This is a genomic window from Paraburkholderia fungorum (assembly GCF_902833645.1).
Classification (GTDB): Bacteria; Pseudomonadota; Gammaproteobacteria; order Burkholderiales; family Burkholderiaceae; genus Paraburkholderia; species Paraburkholderia fungorum.
In genome coordinates this window covers 244,857-262,936 of sequence record NZ_CADFGE010000011.1, presented here as the reverse complement: position 1 = coordinate 262,936, position 18,080 = coordinate 244,857, and the positions used below count along the sequence as shown (strand labels likewise).

Genomic DNA, 18,080 nt, shown 5'->3' with positions numbered 1-18,080 from the left:
TGCACCCTTGATCGGCGTCTTCGCGCGGCTGCAGTTTGCCCCGCGTCGCTCACCGCGTGGGGTGCGCCAAAGGGGCACCGCATGCACCCACGCGGTGCCGCGCCGCTTCGCGCGAGTGCAAAGTCACCACCGCAACCGCAGGGCGCGAGATACCCAAACGTTCGATGGGCGCGCGTCATCGGGGCGTTTCTCAACAACTGGCACAACATTCGCTTAATGGAAAACCAGAGTAGAAGCGGCTAGCGAGCCGGCACGCGAGTGCCGGTCACCGTGGGGCATTGCTCTTGGGGCGCATCGTGCGCCCACGTCGAAGCAATTCGGCGTTTGAACGGAACCGTCCGGTTCCGCCAACAAGGAGCGTGCGATGCAGTTGCCCCAAATTTTCATCCAACAGTCAGGCGTCAGTGCGAGTCGTGCGGCCACGCGCGGCGAGCCGCATGCGTTCGCTCATGTGCATACCTGTGCGCGTCTGCCTGATCTCGTGCGCTGGCGCCGCATGGGCCGCGTCGCCCGTTCCTTATCGTCCGGCTTTCCCATTCTCACAACTATCCCTACGTTCACACGGAGTTCAGCTATGCGCGTTCCGCGTCTTCTCTCAGCTTATGCACGAATTGGCTCGTGCGTCCGCTCATTCGTGGCACGCACCGTCAGCGCCGCCGCGCTCGCCGGTGCCGCACTTGCCGCGCCGCTGGTCCACGCGGAAGATCACGTGACCTTGCTGACCAACTGGTATGCGCAAGCCGAGCACGGCGGCTTCTATCAGGCGATCGCCACCGGCATCTACAAGAAGTACGGTCTGGATGTCACGATCAAAATGGGTGGGCCGCAAGTCAACAGCATGCAGTTGCTCGCCGGCGGCCAGGCCGACTTCCTGCTCGGCTACGACTTCCAGGTGCTCTCGAGCGTCGAAGCCGGCATTCCTGTCACCACGGTTGCCGCGGCGTTCCAGTACGACCCGCAAGGCATGATGACGCATGCCGACGTGACCAGTCTCGGCGGACTGAAGAACAAGACGATTCTCGTCGCCGGTTCGGGCCGCACGACCTGGTGGCCGTGGCTGAAGGCGAAGTACGGCTACACCGAGGCGCAAGCGCGTCCGTACACCTTCAACCTGCAACCGTTCTTTGCCGACCCGAACGTGGCGATGCAGGCGTATCCGTCGTCCGAAACCTATCAGGCCGAACAGGCCCACGCAAACGCGCACTTCTTCCTGTTCGCCGACGATGGCTATCCGCCCTACAACACGACGATCGTCACGATGCGCGATACGTTGAAGAACAAGCCGGATGTGGTGGCGCGTTTCGTGAAGGCTTCAATGGAAGGCTGGAAGAGCTATCTGAACGATCCGGCGCCCGCCAATGCACTGATCAAGAAAGACAACCCGCAGATGAGCGATGGTCAACTCGCGTACGGCGTGGCGCAACTGAAGAAACTCAAGCTCGTGACGGGCGGCGACGCAGCGACGCAAGGCATCGGCACGATGACCGACGCGCGGTGGAAGAAGACCTTCGAATACATGGTCGACGCGAAGCTGCTCAAGCCCTCGACCGACTATCACTCGGCCTACACGCTGCAATACATCCAGAACGCGAAGGTCATGCCCTGAGGTATCCCAGGTACATGCACCGCGTATACGCCTGAACGCTCGAAGAAGGAGTTTTTCCCATGCTGGTCACCCGTCAAAAAGTCTTGCGCCGCTTCTGGTACGCAATCATGCCGATGGCGCAACTCGATGCCGGTCCGCAGCCGTTCACCCTGCTGGGTGAGCCCATCGTGTTGTGGAAGGGCGCAGGCGGCAAGCCGCACGCCTTGCGCGATCGCTGCTGTCATCGCACCGCGAAACTGTCGAAGGGTTTCATCGACGGCGACGGCAACATCGCTTGCGGATATCACGGCTGGACCTACGATTGCAGCGGCCAATGCGTGAAGATTCCGCAGAACAACGGCGGCGCGATTCCGTCGCGCGCGATCGTGCCGTCGTACCATTGCGAAGAACGTTACGGCTACGCGTGGGTCGCGCTCGAAGATCCGCTGCAGCCGATTCCCGAGTTTCCTGAAGAAGGCGCAGCCGGTTACCGCCGCATTCTGCAGTTCTACGAGCGCTGGGAAACGAGCCCGCTGCGCATGATGGAGAACTCGTTCGACAACTCGCATTTCAGTTTCGTGCATAAAGGCAACTTCGGTCTGTTCGACAATCCGAAGCCGTCGAAGTACGAATTCCGGCCGAACGAGTGGGGCTTCGAAGCGGAGACGCATGTGCCGGTGCGCAATCCGCCAGCGAGCTATCGCATCACGGGCACGACCGAGGAAGTCACCGAGCGTCATCTGATCAACCGCTGGTACATGCCGTTCGCGCGCCGCTTCGGCTGCGTGTATCCGGCGAGCGGCATCCATCACATCATCTATAACTGCGCGACGCCGATCGACGACCGCACGCTGATGCTCTCGCAATGGCTCTATCGCAACGATACTGAGGACGCCTGCTCGACGCAGGAACTGATCGACTGGGACCGTCCGATTACAGACGAAGACCGCGACATTCTCGAAGCGACCGACTACGACGCCTGTATCGACGTACGCCGTCAGCAGGAATGCCACATGGAATCGGACCAGCCCGGTTTGCTGATGCGCCGCATGTTGCTGAAGCTGCTGAACGATAACGGTGAATCCGAAGTCTTTCGCGAAGTATTCCCCATCAACGTGGAGGAATGATCATGGCCTCGACCGAACCCTATTCCCCGAACCCGCCTGTGCCGCTGCTCTCGGTGCAGCGTGTCGACAAGCGCTATCCGAACGGCACGGTCGCGCTCGAAGACGTGCGCCTCGCGATCGAATCCGGCGAGTTCATTTCCTTACTTGGGCCGTCCGGCTGCGGCAAGAGCACCTTGCTGAAAATGTTCGCCGGCATCGAGACGCCGACGCACGGTCATCTGCGCTGGTGGGGGCAACCGTTCGAGACGGTCGGCTCGCCGGGGCGGCGCATGTCGATGGTGTTTCAGGAAGCGACCTTGATGCCGTGGGCGACCGTTGCCGATAACGTGCGTCTGCCGCTCGATCTTGCACGCGTGCCGCGCCGCGAAGCCGACGCGCGTGTTGCCGAAGCGCTCGATGGCGTGGGGCTGGCGAAGTTCGGCAAGGTGCTGCCGCGCGAATTGTCGGGCGGCATGCAGATGCGCGCGTCGCTCGCGCGTGCGCTCGTCACCGAGCCGGACCTCCTGTTGCTTGACGAACCGTTCGGCGCGCTCGACGAATTTACCCGCAACCGCCTCGACGGCGATTTGCGCGCGCTGTGGCAGCGGCGCGGCATGACGGTGGTGTTCGTCACGCACAGCATTTACGAAGCCGTGTATCTGTCGAGCCGCGTGGTGGTGATGCAGGCGCGGCCGGGCCGCATCATCGCCGAGGTGCCGATTGACGGTCCGCTCGAACGCGACGATGCGTTCCGTGTCAGCGAGCCGTTCATGCAGCACTGCAAGACACTTTCCGAGCTGATTACCGATGCGCATCGCGCGTCGTTCGCGAACGAAGAAACAGGAGTGCAATCATGACGGGCGAAGTGCTTGCGGGTCATTCGGCCAACCATAACGCGGCGCGCAACCCGGCGGCCGCGAAAGCCGCGCGCCGTCCGTGGCTGCATCGTCCCGGCGTGGCGAAGGCAATCGCGCCGTGGGTCGTTGGCATGGTGATGCTGGCGTTGTGGCAGGGCTGGTGCGTGCTGATGAAGGTGCCGGCGTATCTGGTGCCGTCGCCGTTGGCGATCGTGGCCGAACTGGTGCAGGACGCACCGCTATTGTTCGGCAGTTTGCTGGCGACGCTGAAAATCACGCTGCTGGCGTTTGCGCTTGCCACCGTGCTTGGCGTGATTATCGCGTTGCTGTTCGTGCAGAGTCCGCTGATCGAAGCGAGCCTGTTTCCGTATGCGATTCTGTTGCAGGTAACCCCCGTGGTGGCGATCGCGCCGCTGATCATCATCTGGGTCAAGGATATGAATGTCGCGCTGGTGTTGTGCGCGACGTTGGTAGCCCTGTTCCCGATCATCTCGAACACGGCGCTCGGCTTGCGCAGTGTGAATCCGGGATTGATCAACCTTTTCAGGATCAATCGCGCAACCCGTTGGCAGACGCTGGTGCGCCTGCGCATTCCGAGCGCGTTGCCGTATTTCTTCGGCGGACTGCGGATTTCAAGCGGGCTGTCGTTGATCGGTGCGGTGGTCGCCGAGTTCGTCGCGGGAACGGGCGGCAGCGGCGCGGGGCTGGCCTATCAGATTCTGCAAGCGGGTTTTCAGCTGAATATTCCCCGGCTCTTTGCGGCGCTGCTGCTGATCACCGTGACGGGCGTCGTACTGTTCGCCATCACGGCGTGGGTGTCGCGCATCGGTTTGCGCGGCTGGCACGATAGCCAACTTTGATTCTTTGCGCTCAGGCTTATGACGACATACGACACTCAACCCTCCACGCTGATCCGCAACGCGGCCGCGATCATGACAGGTGGCCGTGGTACCGCGGACGATCCATCGCGCGTGCCGGGTCCCGACATTCGCATTGTGGGCGATACGATCGACGAGATCGGTGCGCTCGCGCCGCGACCTGGCGAGACGATCGTGGACGCTACTGACTGCGTGATTTATCCGGCGTGGGTCAATACACATCATCATCTGTTCCAGTCGCTGCTCAAGGGAGACACGGCCGGACTCGACGCCACGCTTACGCCGTGGCTTGCCGCGACGCCTTATCGGTTTCGTGCGCTATTCGACGAGCGGCGCTTCCGGCTCGCCGCGCGCATTGGGCTGATCGAACTCGCGCGCTCCGGCTGTGCGACCGTGGCCGATCACAACTACGTGTACTACCCGGGCATGCCGTTCGACAGTTCGGCGATTCTGTTCGAGGAGGCGGAGAAACTCGGGTTGCGTTTCGTGTTGCTGCGCGGCGGCGCGACGCAAACACGGCAACTCGAGGCCGACTTGCCGACGGCGTTGCGACCTGAAACGCTGGACGCTTACGTCGCCGATATCGAGCGGCTCGCGGCCAGATACCACGACGCTTCACCGCGAGCGATGCGGCGGGTCGTGATGGCGCCGACCACGGTGTTGTATTCGATTTCCCCTCGGGAGATGCGTGAGACGGCGGCGGTTGCGCGCCGCCTTGGATTGCGCATGCACAGTCACCTGTCGGAGACGGTCGGCTATCAGGACAGTGCGTATTCGATGTACGGGAAATCGCCGGTGGCTTTTTGCGGCGAGCACGACTGGCTTGGCAGCGATGTGTGGTACGCGCATCTGGTCAAGGTCGACGCCGACGAAATCGCGTTGCTTGCGCAGACGGGCACCGGTGTCGCGCATTGTCCGCAGAGCAATGGGCGGCTGGGCAGCGGTATTTGCCCGGTGCGGGAAATGGCTGACGCGGGGGTGCCGGTATCGATTGGCGTCGACGGCGCGGCCTCGAACGAAGCGGCCGATATGATTTCCGAGGTGCACATGACTTGGCTTGCGCAGCGGGCACGCCTCGGGATGCTGGCGCAGCCGGCGTATCGGGGCGGCAGTTTCGAAGGCGGGGCGGGCGCGGCGAGCATTGCCGAGGTGATTCATTGGGGGACGGCGGGCGGCGCCCGGGTGATGGGGCTTGATGAGGTTGGGAAAGTGGCTGTGGGGTATGCCGCGGATATTGCGGTTTATCGGCTCGATGATCCGAGGTATTTTGGGTTGCATGATCCGGCGATCGGGCCGGTTGCTTCTGGAGGGAGGCCTTCGGTGATGGCGCTTTTTTCTGCTGGGAAGCGGGTGGTTGTTGATGATCTGATTGAAGGGGTTGATATCAAGGAGTTAGGGGGGGAGGCCCGGAGGGTTGTTCGGGAATTGCTGAGGGAGGTTGTTGTTTGAGGTTCTGGTTCTTTTTTGCTTGCGCGGCGGTTGGTTTATCTGTTTTGCCTTTGGTGGTGGGATTTTCTTGGGTTGTTGTTGGTCGTTTGGCCTTTCCTTGTTGTGTTAGTGGTCTATTAGCGTTGCCCCTGTGCGGGGCGGCACCTACTTTTCTTTGCCTGCCGCAAAGAAAAGTAGGCAAAAGAAAGCGGCTCAAACCGCTAATTCTTAAGCGGGTCCCCCGCACAGCCACGGTAGTGGTGCATCTGGAATCCGTGCCCCCGCACACTCCCCGCTAGTGACAAGGCGCTCATCAGCTCCCACTCCGCACTGCGTGCGTCGCGGACGGGTCTGCTTGGGAAACCTGGGGCTTCGTTTCGCGCAGCGGGGGCCGTCGGCTTCGCCTCGGCGCGGCGCTCCCGCCATGATCGGCGACACCCAGTTCAAAGAAGATGTCTGTGCGTCGCATTCGCGGTGCAATCCCGATCGCTGCCGCGGTTGTGCTTGCCGCAGCGACGCAACGGCGAGTCAGGACGCGGGGGCAAATGCGGGAGCGAAACGGCATCGAGGGAGCAGCGAGGCAACGGCGAATCACGAAACGGAGCAAACGGGAGAAGCAAACCGCAGCCAGGTCACAGCGATATAACGGCGACGGGGAATGGACGAAACCGCGGAAGCGAAAATTCGGCGGCCGGTTCTATGAGCCGGGTATCGGCGCGCGCAGCGCCGCCGGAGGTATGACTGCCTTGTCACTAAAGCGGAATGTGCGAGGCGACAGATTCCAGATGCACCACTACCGCGACTGTGCGGGGGGACCCGCTTAAGAATTAGCGGTTTGAGCCGCTTTCTTTGCTTATCTTTCTTTGCGGCGGCAAAGAAAGTAAGTGCCGCCCCGCACAGGGGCAACGCCAATAGACCACTAACAAAGCAAGGAAAGGCCAAAGGACCACCAAACAGAACAGAACACGAACCCCCCAGCATGGCAAAGCCAAAAAAAACACCAAGAACCGCCGAGCAGGCAAAACCCCACCCCCTTATTTCATCATCCTGCGCCGAAACAAAACCGCCGAAACAACAAACCCACTCACCGCATAAGCCGCCAGCACGGCAACATGCAACACCACCCCCTCAACCGGCCGCCCCAGCATAGCCGGCCGAATCAGATCAACAGCATGCGCCAGGGGCAAAACCTCAGTCACAACCCGCGCCGCGGCAGGCAACTGCGAAGCAGGAAAAAACACCCCGGACAACAGCAACATCGGCGTCAACACCAACGTCTGATAAAACATAAAAAAGTCATACGACGGAGCAAGCGCCGTCACCACCATCGCGATACTCGCGAATGCCAACCCCGTCAGCACAATCACCGGCAACGCCAGCAACATCGACGGAAAATTCGCGTATCCCAACGCCCCGGCGACCAGCATGATCGCCGCGCCCGATAGCATCGACTTGCTGCCCGCCCACACCACCTCGCCAAGCACGATGTCGCCCAGCGTCAGCGGCGTATGCATGATCGCCTCCCACGTGCGCTGTACGTGCATGCGCGAAAAACCCGAATACATCGACTCGAAACTGGCCGACATCATCACGCTCGACGCGACCGTGCCCGCGGCGAGAAATGCGATATACGACACGCCGTCGACATGGCCGACCATCAGTCCAAGCCCGAAACCCAGGCCGAACAGATAGATCATCGGGTCGGCAAGATTGCCGAACATCGAGGCAATCGCGAGCTTCTTCCAGACCAGATAGTTGCGCCGCCATACCGCAATCCAGTTGACCGCGTTGGCCGGGAAAGCGGCGAAGGTGTCCTGTTCTGGCGGCGTCTCGCCGTGCGGTTCGTAAGTGCGTGCGTCCATTGCGTGTCTCTTGCCGTGTCGTTATAGCGGTAGAAGGTTGCGAGCCGGGCCGGTGCCGTCTGGCGTCAAGCTGCGCGTCAATCCTGCATCTCGCGTCCGGTCAGCCGCAGGAATACATCTTCCAGATTCGCCGGACGATGCAGATAGCGCAGATCGGCACGTTGCTTGAGGCGGGCATGCACGGGCTGAGGGTCGTTCACATAGCAGAAGAGCGTCTCGCCACTGATCTCGGTGCGCTCCACCAACGGCGCCAGCTCTTCGCGCAACGCCACCGGATCGGGGCCGAAGATTTCGATCACATCACAGCCGATCTCGGATGCGATCAGCTCGCGCGGCGCGCCTTCGGCGATCTTGCGTCCTTCCTCGATCACGCACAGGCGATGACACAGCCGTTCGGCTTCTTCCATGAAGTGCGTGGTCAGCAGGATGGTCTTGCCGCGTACCAGCAGCGAACGCAACCGTTCCCAGATCAGATGGCGCGCCTGCGGATCGAGGCCGGTGGTCGGCTCATCCATGATCAGCACGTCGGGATCGTTGACGAGCGCGCGCGCCAGCGTGAGGCGCCGCTTCATGCCGCCCGACAGTTCGCTCACGCGGGCATCCGCCTTGCTCTCGAGGCGCGCGAATTCAAGCAGCGACGGCACCATCGCGCGACATTGCGCGGCGCTCAAACCGAAGTAACGGCCAAATACCAGCAGATTTTCGCGGACCGTGAAATCGGGATCGAGATTGTCGAACTGTGGGACGACCCCAACACGCGCTCGCGCGATCCGCGCACGGCCGGGAATCGGCTCGCCGCACAGGCGAATCGTGCCGGCGTCCGGTGTGGCAATGCCGAGCAGCATGCGCAACGTGGTGGTCTTGCCCGCGCCGTTCGGGCCCAGCAGGCCGAAACATTCGCCTCTGTTGACATGAAACGACAGTCCGTCGACGACCCTCTTTTCGCCGTAGCTTTTTTTGACCTGGTGGAACTCAATGGCGGCTTCAGACATGGATCGATCAAGGCTCCGGGAAAAGAGGCAAATAGCCGGTAAGGCCGCCCATTCTATGGCATCGGCAGCGAGGTGTTGGCGGCCGCAGAATGGGCCCGATGGTGTTTCTTGCGCTGCCGCATAGGGGCGCGAGCGCCCCGGATCGGGCCCGAATCCAGCACGCACCGGTTTAGGGCGCACTTAGCGTTTTCCATCCCTTGCAACCTGAATTGCGGCGCACCATGATTCATTCAGACCGCGTTCCTCGCGGGATGGGAGATAAATCATGGCGAGCTACCGAAAAATCCTGTTGTGCTACGACGGCTCGCGCGAAGGCCGCAAAGCGTTACGTTGCGGCGCCGACCTGGCGTTGGATCTGAAAGCGGAAACGCACTTGCTGTCGGTGGTCGACATGCGCTCGAGCATTGCGCAAAGCGCCGGCCTGCTGACCGATGTGGCCTGCGGCAGTTTCGAGAAAACGGCCCGCGACATTCTGCAGGAAGGCGTGGACTGGCTCACCGAACGCGGCGTGGCCGCGCAAGGGCATTTTGCGTTTGGCCATCCGATCGACGAGATCGCCAACCTCGCCAACGAACTGCATGTCGATCTCGTGGTGGTCGGCCATCGTTGCCGAACCGGTCTGTCACGATGGTGGATGGGCGCGGGCAATACGCCGTTGCTCGATCGGATCTCGTGCAGCATTCTGGTGGCGTGCTCTTCCGCACAGGAGCAGCAGCAAGCAGAGGCGGCTTGAAGCAGGACGGGATTATGACGTAAGGCCCGTGAATCTGGCTGAGCGGGGCAAACGGGTCATTTGAGCCGAGCGCTCGCTTGTTCAGGGCGAGCGCATCAGCCAGATTGTGATTCGTTCGGCCCGGTTGCGTTCGCCGGACGCCCCCTCCGGACGATCACTCGTTCAGATCGACCGCGGCCAGCTTCCAGGTGAATAAACCTTCGCGTTGCAAGATCGCCGAGTAACGCGCATCGCCGGCACCATGCTGATAAGTGACGACGAACTCGTTGAGGCCGCGATAGCCCGCCGTGGTTTGCGGCGGTTGCGGTGGCGTCGCGTTGTTCTCGCTATGGGTTGCGCCGTTGGTTGTGCTGTTGGCCGCGTCGTTGCCCGTACTACCCGCAACAGGCGGGGCTGGTTCCGGTGCAGACCCAGACGCGGCAGGAGGAACCGGCGGCCGTTCGCCCGGGTTACCGCGCGGCGGAATGCCGTTCAGCAAGGCCGCCACGCCGTCGGGTGTCGCATAAGCGTCGACCAGTGGACCGATCAAGGCCACGCCGATCATGGCGCCAATCGCTGCGAACGGATTACCGTTGCCATGCCCGTCGAGCCTGCGCGTGAGCAGGCCGGTGACCTGCTGTTTCAGGCTCTCGCGCAACGCGGGAAAATCGACGTATTGATTGACGGTTTGCGCATCACGTGCGTCCGCCGCGCGCTTGAGATTATTTAGCGCTATGTAGGGCGACGCATATCCGAACCCCAATGCGGCGATCACCACAATCACAATCAAAGTGACGATCAGCGGCCGGGTGGCGCTACGTTTGGTGCGAGTTGAAACTGCCATCGAGCGGGACTCTCTATCAGGTGTCATCTAACGTGGACCGCGGCCACGTAAAAACGATCCCATGCGATGCATGGAGGCAGCCGGTTGCAGCCCACCCGCCGTGCAGCTTATGCCTCGAACACCGCGCCGTGCACGTTAGCTTCGTCGGCGATGCAACGATCGATCATGCGGCACACGGCGTCTACCGTGCCGACCATGATCAGCCGCGACGGCCCATGATAGACGCGCACCGGCGCACGGCGCGCGGGTTCAGCCGTATTCAGCCCGGAATTCAGTGACACGCGCGCAAAAGCCGGCAACGAGGACGGCAAACCTGCTTCTCCGCCCGGTGCGTCGAACAGCGATAGCGATGGAGTGCCGGCCGGGGACGCATCGATTAGCGAACAGGGCACCAGCTTGCGCAGATGGCGCAGACGACCGAACTGGCGAAAAGGCAGCAGGCGGGCAAGGCGTTCCATGAGTCTCTCCAGGCGATTCAACGTTGGGGCAGCTTTGGGTTGGCGCACGCGCAGGGCTTAGAACTCGCCCGGGCGGATCAGCCCGACGGCAATACCCTCGAGCGCGAATTCCGCACTGCCGGTTTCAACGAAGATGTTGTCGTAATCGGGGTTCTCGGCGATCAACTCGATACCGTTCGGCCGGCGCTTCAGGCGCTTGACCGTTACGTCGTCGCCAAGGCGCGCGATGATGATCTGACCGTCTTTGGCTTCGCTTTTCTTCTGTACCGCGAGCAGGTCGCCGTCGAAGATGCCCGCGTCGCGCATGGACAGCCCGCGTACTTTCAGCAGGTAGTCCGGCTTGCTCGAGAACAGTGCCGGGTCGCACGCGTAATGCTGCGAGATATGTTCCTGCGCGAGGATCGGGCTACCCGCCGCAACGCGACCGATCAGCGGCAGCGACAGTTGCATGATGCTGGCGTGCGGCAGCGTGAACTGGTACGGCGAATCTTCGGCGCCCCCCAGCAGGCGAATGCCCCGCGATGCGCCGGCCGCCAGTTCGATCACGCCCTTGCGAGCCAGCGCCCGTAAATGTTCTTCTGCCGAATTGGCCGAACTGAAACCCAGCTCGGCGGCGATTTCCGCCCGTGTGGGCGGGAAGCCGGTGCGTTCGATAGCCCGGCGGATCAAATCGAAAACCTGCTGCTGACGTGCGGTAAGTTTGGTCATGGCGCCACTGTATGTATGAACAGGTGCCTGTATTTTTATACAGTATTCCGCGCAATTCAAGCTTTACTTTAAGTTCGTGCCCTGGGCTGCCGCTCCAGCGCCGCAAACGGACGCCACAACACCCGTTTTCGTGCCGCAACGCCTTATCCGGCCGTCATTACCACTTTTGCGTATTAAAGAATGAAGAAACATTATTTTTAATGATGAAAGCTCTTCGATAGACTGCCCTTCGAGTTGGGGCTCATGTGCACGTGACCGCGACGCAAAACAACACCACACGCTGTTTCAGCGGACCACCACGCGGAGAAAGTTGGCATGAACCATCAAGGCACGGGGCTGGCAGGCAAAACCAGAAAATTGATTGCGGCGCTCGCTTTCGGCGTAATCGGCACGATGACCGCGGCCGGCGTCGTGACGCAGGCGCATGCAGCTGACACGACGCTGCTGAACGTGTCGTACGACCCGACACGCGAGTTGTACCAGGACGTCAACCAGGCATTCGGCAAGGAATGGAAGGCGAAAACGGGCGAGACGATCACCTTCAAGCAGTCGCACGGCGGCTCGGGTGCGCAGGCGCGTTCGGTGCTGGACGGTTTGCAGGCGGACGTGGTGACGCTGGCGCTCGCCTACGACATCGACGCGCTGGCCAACAAGGGGTTGATCGACAAGGGTTGGCAAAAGCGCCTGCCGGACAACGCGTCGCCGTACACGTCGACGATCGTGTTTCTGGTGCGCAAGGGCAACCCGAAGCACATCAAGGATTGGGACGATCTGATCAAGCCAGGCGTGTCGATCGTCACGCCGAATCCGAAGACTTCGGGCGGCGCGCGCTGGAACTATCTGGCTGCATGGGCTTACGCCGAACATCAGCCGGGCGGCAACGACCAGAAAGCGAAGGAATTCGTCGGCAAGCTCTATAAGAATGCCGGCGTGCTGGATTCGGGCGCGCGCGGCGCGACCACCAGCTTCGTGCAACGCGGCATCGGCGACGTGCTGATCGCGTGGGAAAACGAAGCCTTCCTTTCGTTGAAGGAATTCGGTCCGGACAAGTTCGAGATCGTCGTGCCGTCGGTGAGCATTCTGGCCGAGCCGCCGGTTGCGGTGGTGGACAAGGTGGTCGACAAGCACGGCACGCGCAAGCTGGCCGAAGCGTATCTGAACTTCCTGTACAGCGAGCAGGGTCAGGAAATCGCGGCGAAGAACTTCTACCGTCCGCGTTCGAGCAAGGTGCCGGCCGAGCTGACCTCGAAGTTTCCGAAGCTGAAGCTGTACACGGTGGACGATTCGTTCGGCGGTTGGGCCAATGCCCAGAAGACGCACTTTGCCGACGGCGGTGTGTTCGATTCGATTTACTCGCCGCAGTAAGGGGCACCCGGCACAACGACATGCGCGGTTGAACGCGTAGTGACACCTCGCCAGAAAGCGCGCCCGCAAGGCGCGCTTTCTGGCCAGCCAGGCGGCCGAAAAGAGCCGCCGGTTTCAACCCTGAAAGAGTACTGAGCATGACGACGTTGACCTTCCGAAAACCGAGCGCGTTGCCCGGTTTTGGCCTGACACTCGGCATCACGGTGGCTTATCTGAGCCTCGTGGTGCTGATTCCGCTTGCGGCGACCTTTCTCAAGACCGCGACGCTCGACTGGCCTCAGTTCGTGCGCGCGGTCACGTCGCCGCGCGTGCTCGCGTCGTATCGCCTGACGTTTTTCTCGGCCCTCGGCGGCGCGCTGATCAACGCGGTGTTCGGTTTTCTGGTCGCGTGGGTGCTGGTGCGCTATACGTTCCCGTTCAAGCGCATCGTCGATGCGGTGGTCGATCTGCCGTTTGCATTGCCGACCTCCGTGGCCGGCATTTCGCTCGCGGCGGTGTACGCGGGCAACGGCTGGATCGGCCAGTTTCTCGAACCGCTCGGCATCAAGATCGCTTTCACGCCGGCCGGTGTGCTGGTCGCGCTGACCTTCATCGGTTTGCCGTTCGTCGTGCGGACCGTGCAGCCGGTGCTCGAAGAGTTCGAACGCGAGCAGGAAGAAGCGGCTGCCTGCCTCGGCGCCTCGCGCTGGCTGACGTTTCGCCGCGTCGTGCTGCCGGCCGTGTTCCCAGCCTTGCTGACGGGTTTCGCGCTGGCATTCGCGCGGGCGCTCGGCGAATACGGTTCGGTGATTTTCATCGCCGGTAATGTGCCGATGAAATCGGAAATCACGTCGCTGCTGATCATTACCAAGCTCGAACAATACGACTACGCCGGCGCGACCGCGCTGGCCGTGGTCATGCTGGTGGTGTCGTTCCTGATGCTGCTGCTCATCAACACCTTGCAATGGTATTTGCAGCGTCGCACCAGCCGTGGCGGCGCAGGTCCGGCACCTGCTGCCGCGAGCGTGGCGCTTGGCGGAGGTGTGCAATGAGCCGCAACTCCGTGAATGACGCGGATGCCGCGGTTGTTGCCGTGGCGCCGCGCGCGCCGCTTAATGTCGCGCGCCGGCCCGATCCGGTCACCGAATCGCCTGTCGTGCGCTGGATTCTGACCAGCGTCGCGTTGCTGTTTCTTGCGCTGTTCCTGGTCGTGCCGCTCGTCGCGGTGTTCTATCAGGCCCTGAACAAGGGCCTGGGCTTCTATCTGGAATCCCTGGCCGATCCGGATGCGCTATCGGCCATCAAGCTCACCGTGATTACAGCCGCGATCGCGGTGCCGTTGAATCTCGTGTTCGGCCTCGCCGCGTCCTGGTGTATCGCCAAGTTCGAGTTTCGCGGCAAGGCCTTGCTGACCACGTTGATTGATCTGCCGTTCTCGGTCTCGCCGGTGATTTCCGGTTTGATCTACGTGCTGATGTTCGGCGCGCAGGGCTGGTTCGGGCCGTGGTTGCAGGACCACAACGTGCAGATCATCTTCGCGGTGCCGGGCATCGTGCTGGCAACGATTTTCGTCACGTTCCCGTTCGTCGCGCGTGAACTGATTCCGCTGATGCAGGCGCAAGGCAACGACGAAGAAGAGGCCGCGCACGTGCTCGGCGCGTCCGGATGGCAGATCTTCCGCCGGGTCACGCTGCCGAACGTCAAATGGGGTCTGCTGTACGGCGTGATTCTGTGTAATGCGCGGGCGATGGGCGAGTTCGGCGCGGTGTCGGTGGTGTCCGGCCACATTCGCGGTCAGACCGACACGATGCCCTTGCACGTCGAAATTCTCTATAACGAATACAACTTCTCGGCAGCGTTCGCCGTGGCATCGGTGCTGGCCTTGCTGGCGCTCGTGACGCTCGGCTTGAAACTGCTCGCCGAGCGCCACATGTCGGCGGAACTGTCCGCCGCGCGCGACGTGCCGGCCCATGCCGGGCCGCTCGCGCCGGGCGCCGCTGCACCGTCCGTCAAGGCGGCCCGTTCGCCGAACAATGTAGTCAAGCACCCGCTCAAGCAAGGAGAGCTGTAATGGGTATCACCGTTCGTAACCTGCAAAAGCGCTTCGGCGATTTCGTCGCGCTCGATAACGTTTCGCTCGACTTTCCGCCGGGCGAACTGGTTGCGCTGCTCGGGCCTTCGGGGTGTGGCAAGACCACCTTGCTGCGGGTGATTGCCGGTCTCGAATACGCGGACGGCGGGCAGGTGGTGCTGCAAGGCCAGGACGTCGCGACGGTCGGCGCACGCGAACGCGAAGTCGGCTTTGTGTTCCAGCATTACGCGTTGTTCCGCCATATGACGGTGTTCGAGAACGTCGCGTTCGGCTTGCGTGTGAAGCCCCGTAAGGAGCGGCCTTCCGAAGCGGTGATTCGCGAGAAGGTGCATGAGCTGCTCAAGCTCGTGCAACTCGACTGGCTCGCGCAACGGTATCCGTCGGAATTATCTGGCGGCCAGCGGCAGCGGATTGCGTTGGCGCGCGCGCTGGCGGTCGAACCGAAAGTCTTGCTGCTCGACGAACCGTTCGGCGCGCTGGATGCCAAGGTGCGCAAGGAATTGCGTAGCTGGCTGCGTCGTCTGCATGACGATCTGCATATCTCGACGATTTTCGTCACGCACGATCAGGAAGAAGCGCTCGAAGTGGCCGACCGGATCGTCGTGCTCAATCGCGGGCACGTGGAGCAGGTGGGCAGTCCACAGGACGTGTACGACCATCCGCAAACCTCGTTCGTCTACGAGTTTCTCGGCGCGGCGAACCGTCTGCATGGCAACGTGGATGCGAGTGGCTTCGTGGTCGACGGCGCGGCGTTGCCGGTCGCGATCAAAGCCGATTTCAGCGGGCCGGCATTCGCGTATGTGCGGCCGCACGATCTGCAGTTGTACCCGCAAGCGTCCGGCCATCGCGAAGGCATCGTGGTCGACGTGCGGCGCGTGGTGACGCTCGGCGGCTCGGTGCGGGTGGAACTGGCGGGTCGTGAAGGCAACCTGCTCGAGGCGGAACTCGATCGCGAATCGTGGCGCGATCTGCAACTGGCGATCGGCGACGGCGTGACCGCCGTGCCGCGCGCGTTGCGCGTATTTCCGGCGCAATAAGCGGTACTGCTGGCAGCACAACAACACTCGGCGTTTCAATCAAACTCTAATAACTCAACTCTGGCTCAACCGGAGACATACAGATGAATTTTCAGCAATTGCGCTTTGTGCGCGAGGCCGTCCGTCAGAACATGAATCTGACCGAAGTCGCGAACGTGTTGTACACGTCGCAGTCTGGCGTATCGAAACAGATCAAGGATCTGGAAGACGAACTCGGCGTGGATATCTTCATCCGGCGCGGCAAACGCCTCACGGGCCTCACCGAGCCGGGCAAGGCGGTGCATCAGTTGATCGAGAGGATGCTGCTCGATGCGGAGAATCTGCGCCGCGTCGCGCGCCAGTATGCCGATCAGGACAGTGGCCACCTCGTCGTGGCGACCACCCACACGCAGGCGCGTTATGCGCTGCCGAAGGTGATTCGTCAATTCACCGAGGTGTTCCCGAAGGTGCATCTGGCGTTGCGCCAGGGCAGCCCGCAACAGATCGCCCAGATGATCATCAACGGCGAAGCGGACATCGGCATCTCGACCGAGGCGCTCGACCGGTTCCCGGATATCGTCACGTTCCCGTGCTATTCGTGGCATCACATCGTGGTGGTGCCGAAGGATCACCCCTTGGTGGGCCGCGAAAACCTGACGCTCGATGAGATCGCCGAATTCCCGATCGTCACGTATGACCAGGACTTCACGGGCCGCTCGCATATCGACCAGGCGTTTGCGAAAGCGGGTGCGTTGCCGGACGTCGTGCTGACCGCCATCGATGCCGACGTGATCAAGACTTACGTCGAACTCGGCATGGGCATCGGCGTGGTCGCGGCCATGGCCTACGATCCGAAGCGCGACACGGAACTGGTCGCGCTGGATACGCAGCATCTGTTCGAGGCGAGCACCACGCGGGTCGGCTTGCGCAAGGGCGCGTTCCTGCGCGCGTATGCATACCGGCTGATCGAAATGTTCGCGCCGCAACTGAACGAAGCGGAAATCGCCGCACAATTGCGTGAAGCGGTTTGAGGCGAGGGCGCAAGCCGTTGCACCCAAGGCGAACGGGCAGCCGTTTTTTTGACGCATGGCGGCGCGCGGCACATCGCTTACAATCGCCGCCATGAATACTCAGACCTCTTCTTCCGCTACGCCTTCCAACCAGGGCGCAGCGCCCCAACTGCCGCGCATCGCCGTGCTGGCAACGGGCGGCACGATCGCCGGGGCGGCCGCGGACGCCACCAATACGTCCGGCTACCAGGCGGGCGTGGTCGGCGTCGATCAATTGTTGGCCGTGGTGCCGGCTTTGTCCACGGTCGCGCGGATCGCGCCCGAGCAGATTGCCAGCGTCGACAGTAAAGACATGGAAATGTCGCTGTGGAGCACGCTCGCGCAGCGCATCAACACGTTGCTCGCCGGCGATGACGTCGACGGCGTGGTGATTACGCATGGCACCGATACGCTTGAAGAAACCGCTTACCTGCTGCATCTGACGATCAAGTCGGATAAACCGGTCGTGCTCACCGCGGCTATGCGCCCGGCGTCGGCGTTGTCGGCAGACGGTCCGTTGAATCTGCTGAATGCCGTGACGGTTGCGGCGAACGCACAGTCGCGCGGGCAGGGCGTGCTGGTGGCATTCAACAATAAGATTCACAGCGCACGTGATGTGGTCAAGACAAGCACGTATGCGGTCGATGCTTTCCAGTCTCCGGAGATCGGCGCGCTCGGCTGGGTGCAGGACGGCCGCGTCGAGTTCCAGCGCAGCGTGGTGCGTGGGCATACGCTTGCAACCGAATTCGTGATCGGCGCGAAGTGGCCGCATGTGGAAGTTGTCGCGAGCTATGCCGGTGTCTCGCGGATCGCTGTGGACGCGCTGGTGGCAGCGGGTGTACGCGGCATCGTGGTGGCGGGCACGGGCAATGGCTCGATTCACGCCTCGATGCAACAGGCATTGGCGGATGCGGCCTCGCAGGGTGTGGCGGTGGTGCGTTCGTCGCGGGTGGGCTCAGGCCATGTCATGCGCAATGGCGCGGCCGCTGATGACGCGCTCGGTTTCGTCAGCGCGGGCTCGCTGAATCCGTACAAGGCGCGGGTCCTGCTGATGCTCGCACTGGCCGCGGGCGGCACGGGGCCGGTTGCGTTGCAGAAAACTTTCGACACGTACTAACTGAATTAGCGCGGGTGGTCCGGTTCAAAGTC

The 18,080-nt window shown here is 62.1% G+C and carries 17 protein-coding genes; 12 read left to right on the top strand and 5 right to left on the bottom strand.

Annotation, left to right across the window (positions count from 1 at the left end; genetic code table 11):
- Positions 1 to 574: 574 nt before the first annotated feature.
- From HWX91_RS29600 to HWX91_RS29580, 5 genes are all read left to right on the top strand, one after another.
- The gene (locus tag HWX91_RS29600; protein ID WP_042274995.1) at positions 575 to 1,606 is read left to right on the top strand and encodes an ABC transporter substrate-binding protein; all 1,032 of its coding nucleotides are present in this window, start codon (positions 575 to 577) and stop codon (positions 1,604 to 1,606) included.
- 59 nt (positions 1,607 to 1,665) lie between these two features.
- Entirely contained in the window at positions 1,666 to 2,712 is a 1,047-nt protein-coding gene (locus HWX91_RS29595) for an aromatic ring-hydroxylating dioxygenase subunit alpha (RefSeq protein WP_028196703.1), read from the top strand.
- A 2-nt stretch (positions 2,713 to 2,714) separates the two neighbouring features.
- Positions 2,715 to 3,548, top strand: coding sequence for an ABC transporter ATP-binding protein (locus HWX91_RS29590; RefSeq protein ID WP_028196702.1), 834 nt, complete (start codon positions 2,715 to 2,717; stop codon positions 3,546 to 3,548).
- A gap of 131 nt (positions 3,549 to 3,679) precedes the next feature.
- Entirely contained in the window at positions 3,680 to 4,408 is a 729-nt protein-coding gene (locus HWX91_RS29585) for an ABC transporter permease (protein WP_244144163.1), read from the top strand.
- 18 nt (positions 4,409 to 4,426) lie between these two features.
- A complete protein-coding gene (locus HWX91_RS29580; RefSeq protein WP_028196700.1) occupies positions 4,427 to 5,875 on the top strand; it encodes an isoxanthopterin deaminase in 1,449 nt (482 codons plus the stop codon).
- 1,013 nt (positions 5,876 to 6,888) lie between these two features.
- On the opposite strand, the gene HWX91_RS29575 is transcribed toward HWX91_RS29580, so the two are convergent.
- Complete coding sequence (locus HWX91_RS29575; protein WP_028196699.1) at positions 6,889 to 7,716, bottom strand: ABC transporter permease; 828 nt, start codon at positions 7,714 to 7,716, stop codon at positions 6,889 to 6,891.
- Between the two features lie 77 nt (positions 7,717 to 7,793).
- Positions 7,794 to 8,708: a nodulation factor ABC transporter ATP-binding protein NodI gene (nodI, locus tag HWX91_RS29570; RefSeq protein ID WP_025496733.1), complete on the bottom strand. Its 915-nt coding sequence runs from the start codon at positions 8,706 to 8,708 to the stop codon at positions 7,794 to 7,796.
- A 265-nt stretch (positions 8,709 to 8,973) separates the two neighbouring features.
- Between nodI and HWX91_RS29565 the strand changes: the two genes are divergently transcribed.
- On the top strand, positions 8,974 to 9,441 hold the full coding sequence (locus tag HWX91_RS29565; RefSeq protein WP_025496734.1) for a universal stress protein: 468 nt from the start codon (positions 8,974 to 8,976) through the stop codon (positions 9,439 to 9,441).
- Between the two features lie 154 nt (positions 9,442 to 9,595).
- Here HWX91_RS29565 and HWX91_RS29560 read toward each other — a convergent pair whose 3' ends face one another.
- The 3 genes from HWX91_RS29560 to lexA all read right to left on the bottom strand — a co-directional run bounded on the left by HWX91_RS29560 (position 9,596) and on the right by lexA (position 11,430).
- Entirely contained in the window at positions 9,596 to 10,264 is a 669-nt protein-coding gene (locus tag HWX91_RS29560; RefSeq protein ID WP_028196698.1) for a DUF2939 domain-containing protein, read from the bottom strand.
- A gap of 107 nt (positions 10,265 to 10,371) precedes the next feature.
- Complete coding sequence (locus HWX91_RS29555) at positions 10,372 to 10,722, bottom strand: hypothetical protein (protein ID WP_028196697.1); 351 nt, start codon at positions 10,720 to 10,722, stop codon at positions 10,372 to 10,374.
- Between the two features lie 57 nt (positions 10,723 to 10,779).
- Positions 10,780 to 11,430 (bottom strand): transcriptional repressor LexA, encoded by a 651-nt coding sequence (gene lexA / locus HWX91_RS29550; RefSeq protein ID WP_028196696.1) that lies wholly within the window; start codon positions 11,428 to 11,430, stop codon positions 10,780 to 10,782.
- Positions 11,431 to 11,745: 315 nt separating this feature from the next.
- On the opposite strand from lexA, the gene HWX91_RS29545 reads away from it, so the two are divergent.
- The 6 genes from HWX91_RS29545 (at position 11,746) to HWX91_RS29520 (ending at position 18,048) form a co-directional block, all read left to right on the top strand.
- Positions 11,746 to 12,795 (top strand): sulfate ABC transporter substrate-binding protein, encoded by a 1,050-nt coding sequence (locus HWX91_RS29545; protein WP_028196695.1) that lies wholly within the window; start codon positions 11,746 to 11,748, stop codon positions 12,793 to 12,795.
- Positions 12,796 to 12,932: 137 nt separating this feature from the next.
- Complete coding sequence (gene cysT / locus HWX91_RS29540; protein WP_028196694.1) at positions 12,933 to 13,826, top strand: sulfate ABC transporter permease subunit CysT; 894 nt, start codon at positions 12,933 to 12,935, stop codon at positions 13,824 to 13,826.
- Positions 13,823 to 14,845 carry a sulfate ABC transporter permease subunit CysW gene (cysW, locus tag HWX91_RS29535; protein WP_028196693.1) on the top strand — a complete coding sequence of 341 codons (1,023 nt, stop codon included), beginning with the start codon at positions 13,823 to 13,825 and terminating at the stop codon, positions 14,843 to 14,845. Before cysT ends, cysW begins: the two co-directional genes overlap by 4 nt.
- The gene (locus HWX91_RS29530; protein ID WP_028196692.1) at positions 14,845 to 15,903 is read left to right on the top strand and encodes a sulfate/molybdate ABC transporter ATP-binding protein; all 1,059 of its coding nucleotides are present in this window, start codon (positions 14,845 to 14,847) and stop codon (positions 15,901 to 15,903) included. The genes cysW and HWX91_RS29530 overlap by 1 nt, the downstream gene beginning before the upstream one ends.
- A gap of 83 nt (positions 15,904 to 15,986) precedes the next feature.
- Complete coding sequence (locus HWX91_RS29525; protein ID WP_028196691.1) at positions 15,987 to 16,913, top strand: CysB family HTH-type transcriptional regulator; 927 nt, start codon at positions 15,987 to 15,989, stop codon at positions 16,911 to 16,913.
- A 91-nt stretch (positions 16,914 to 17,004) separates the two neighbouring features.
- Positions 17,005 to 18,048 carry an asparaginase gene (locus tag HWX91_RS29520; RefSeq protein WP_028196690.1) on the top strand — a complete coding sequence of 348 codons (1,044 nt, stop codon included), beginning with the start codon at positions 17,005 to 17,007 and terminating at the stop codon, positions 18,046 to 18,048.
- The last annotated feature ends 32 nt before the right edge of the window (positions 18,049 to 18,080 follow it).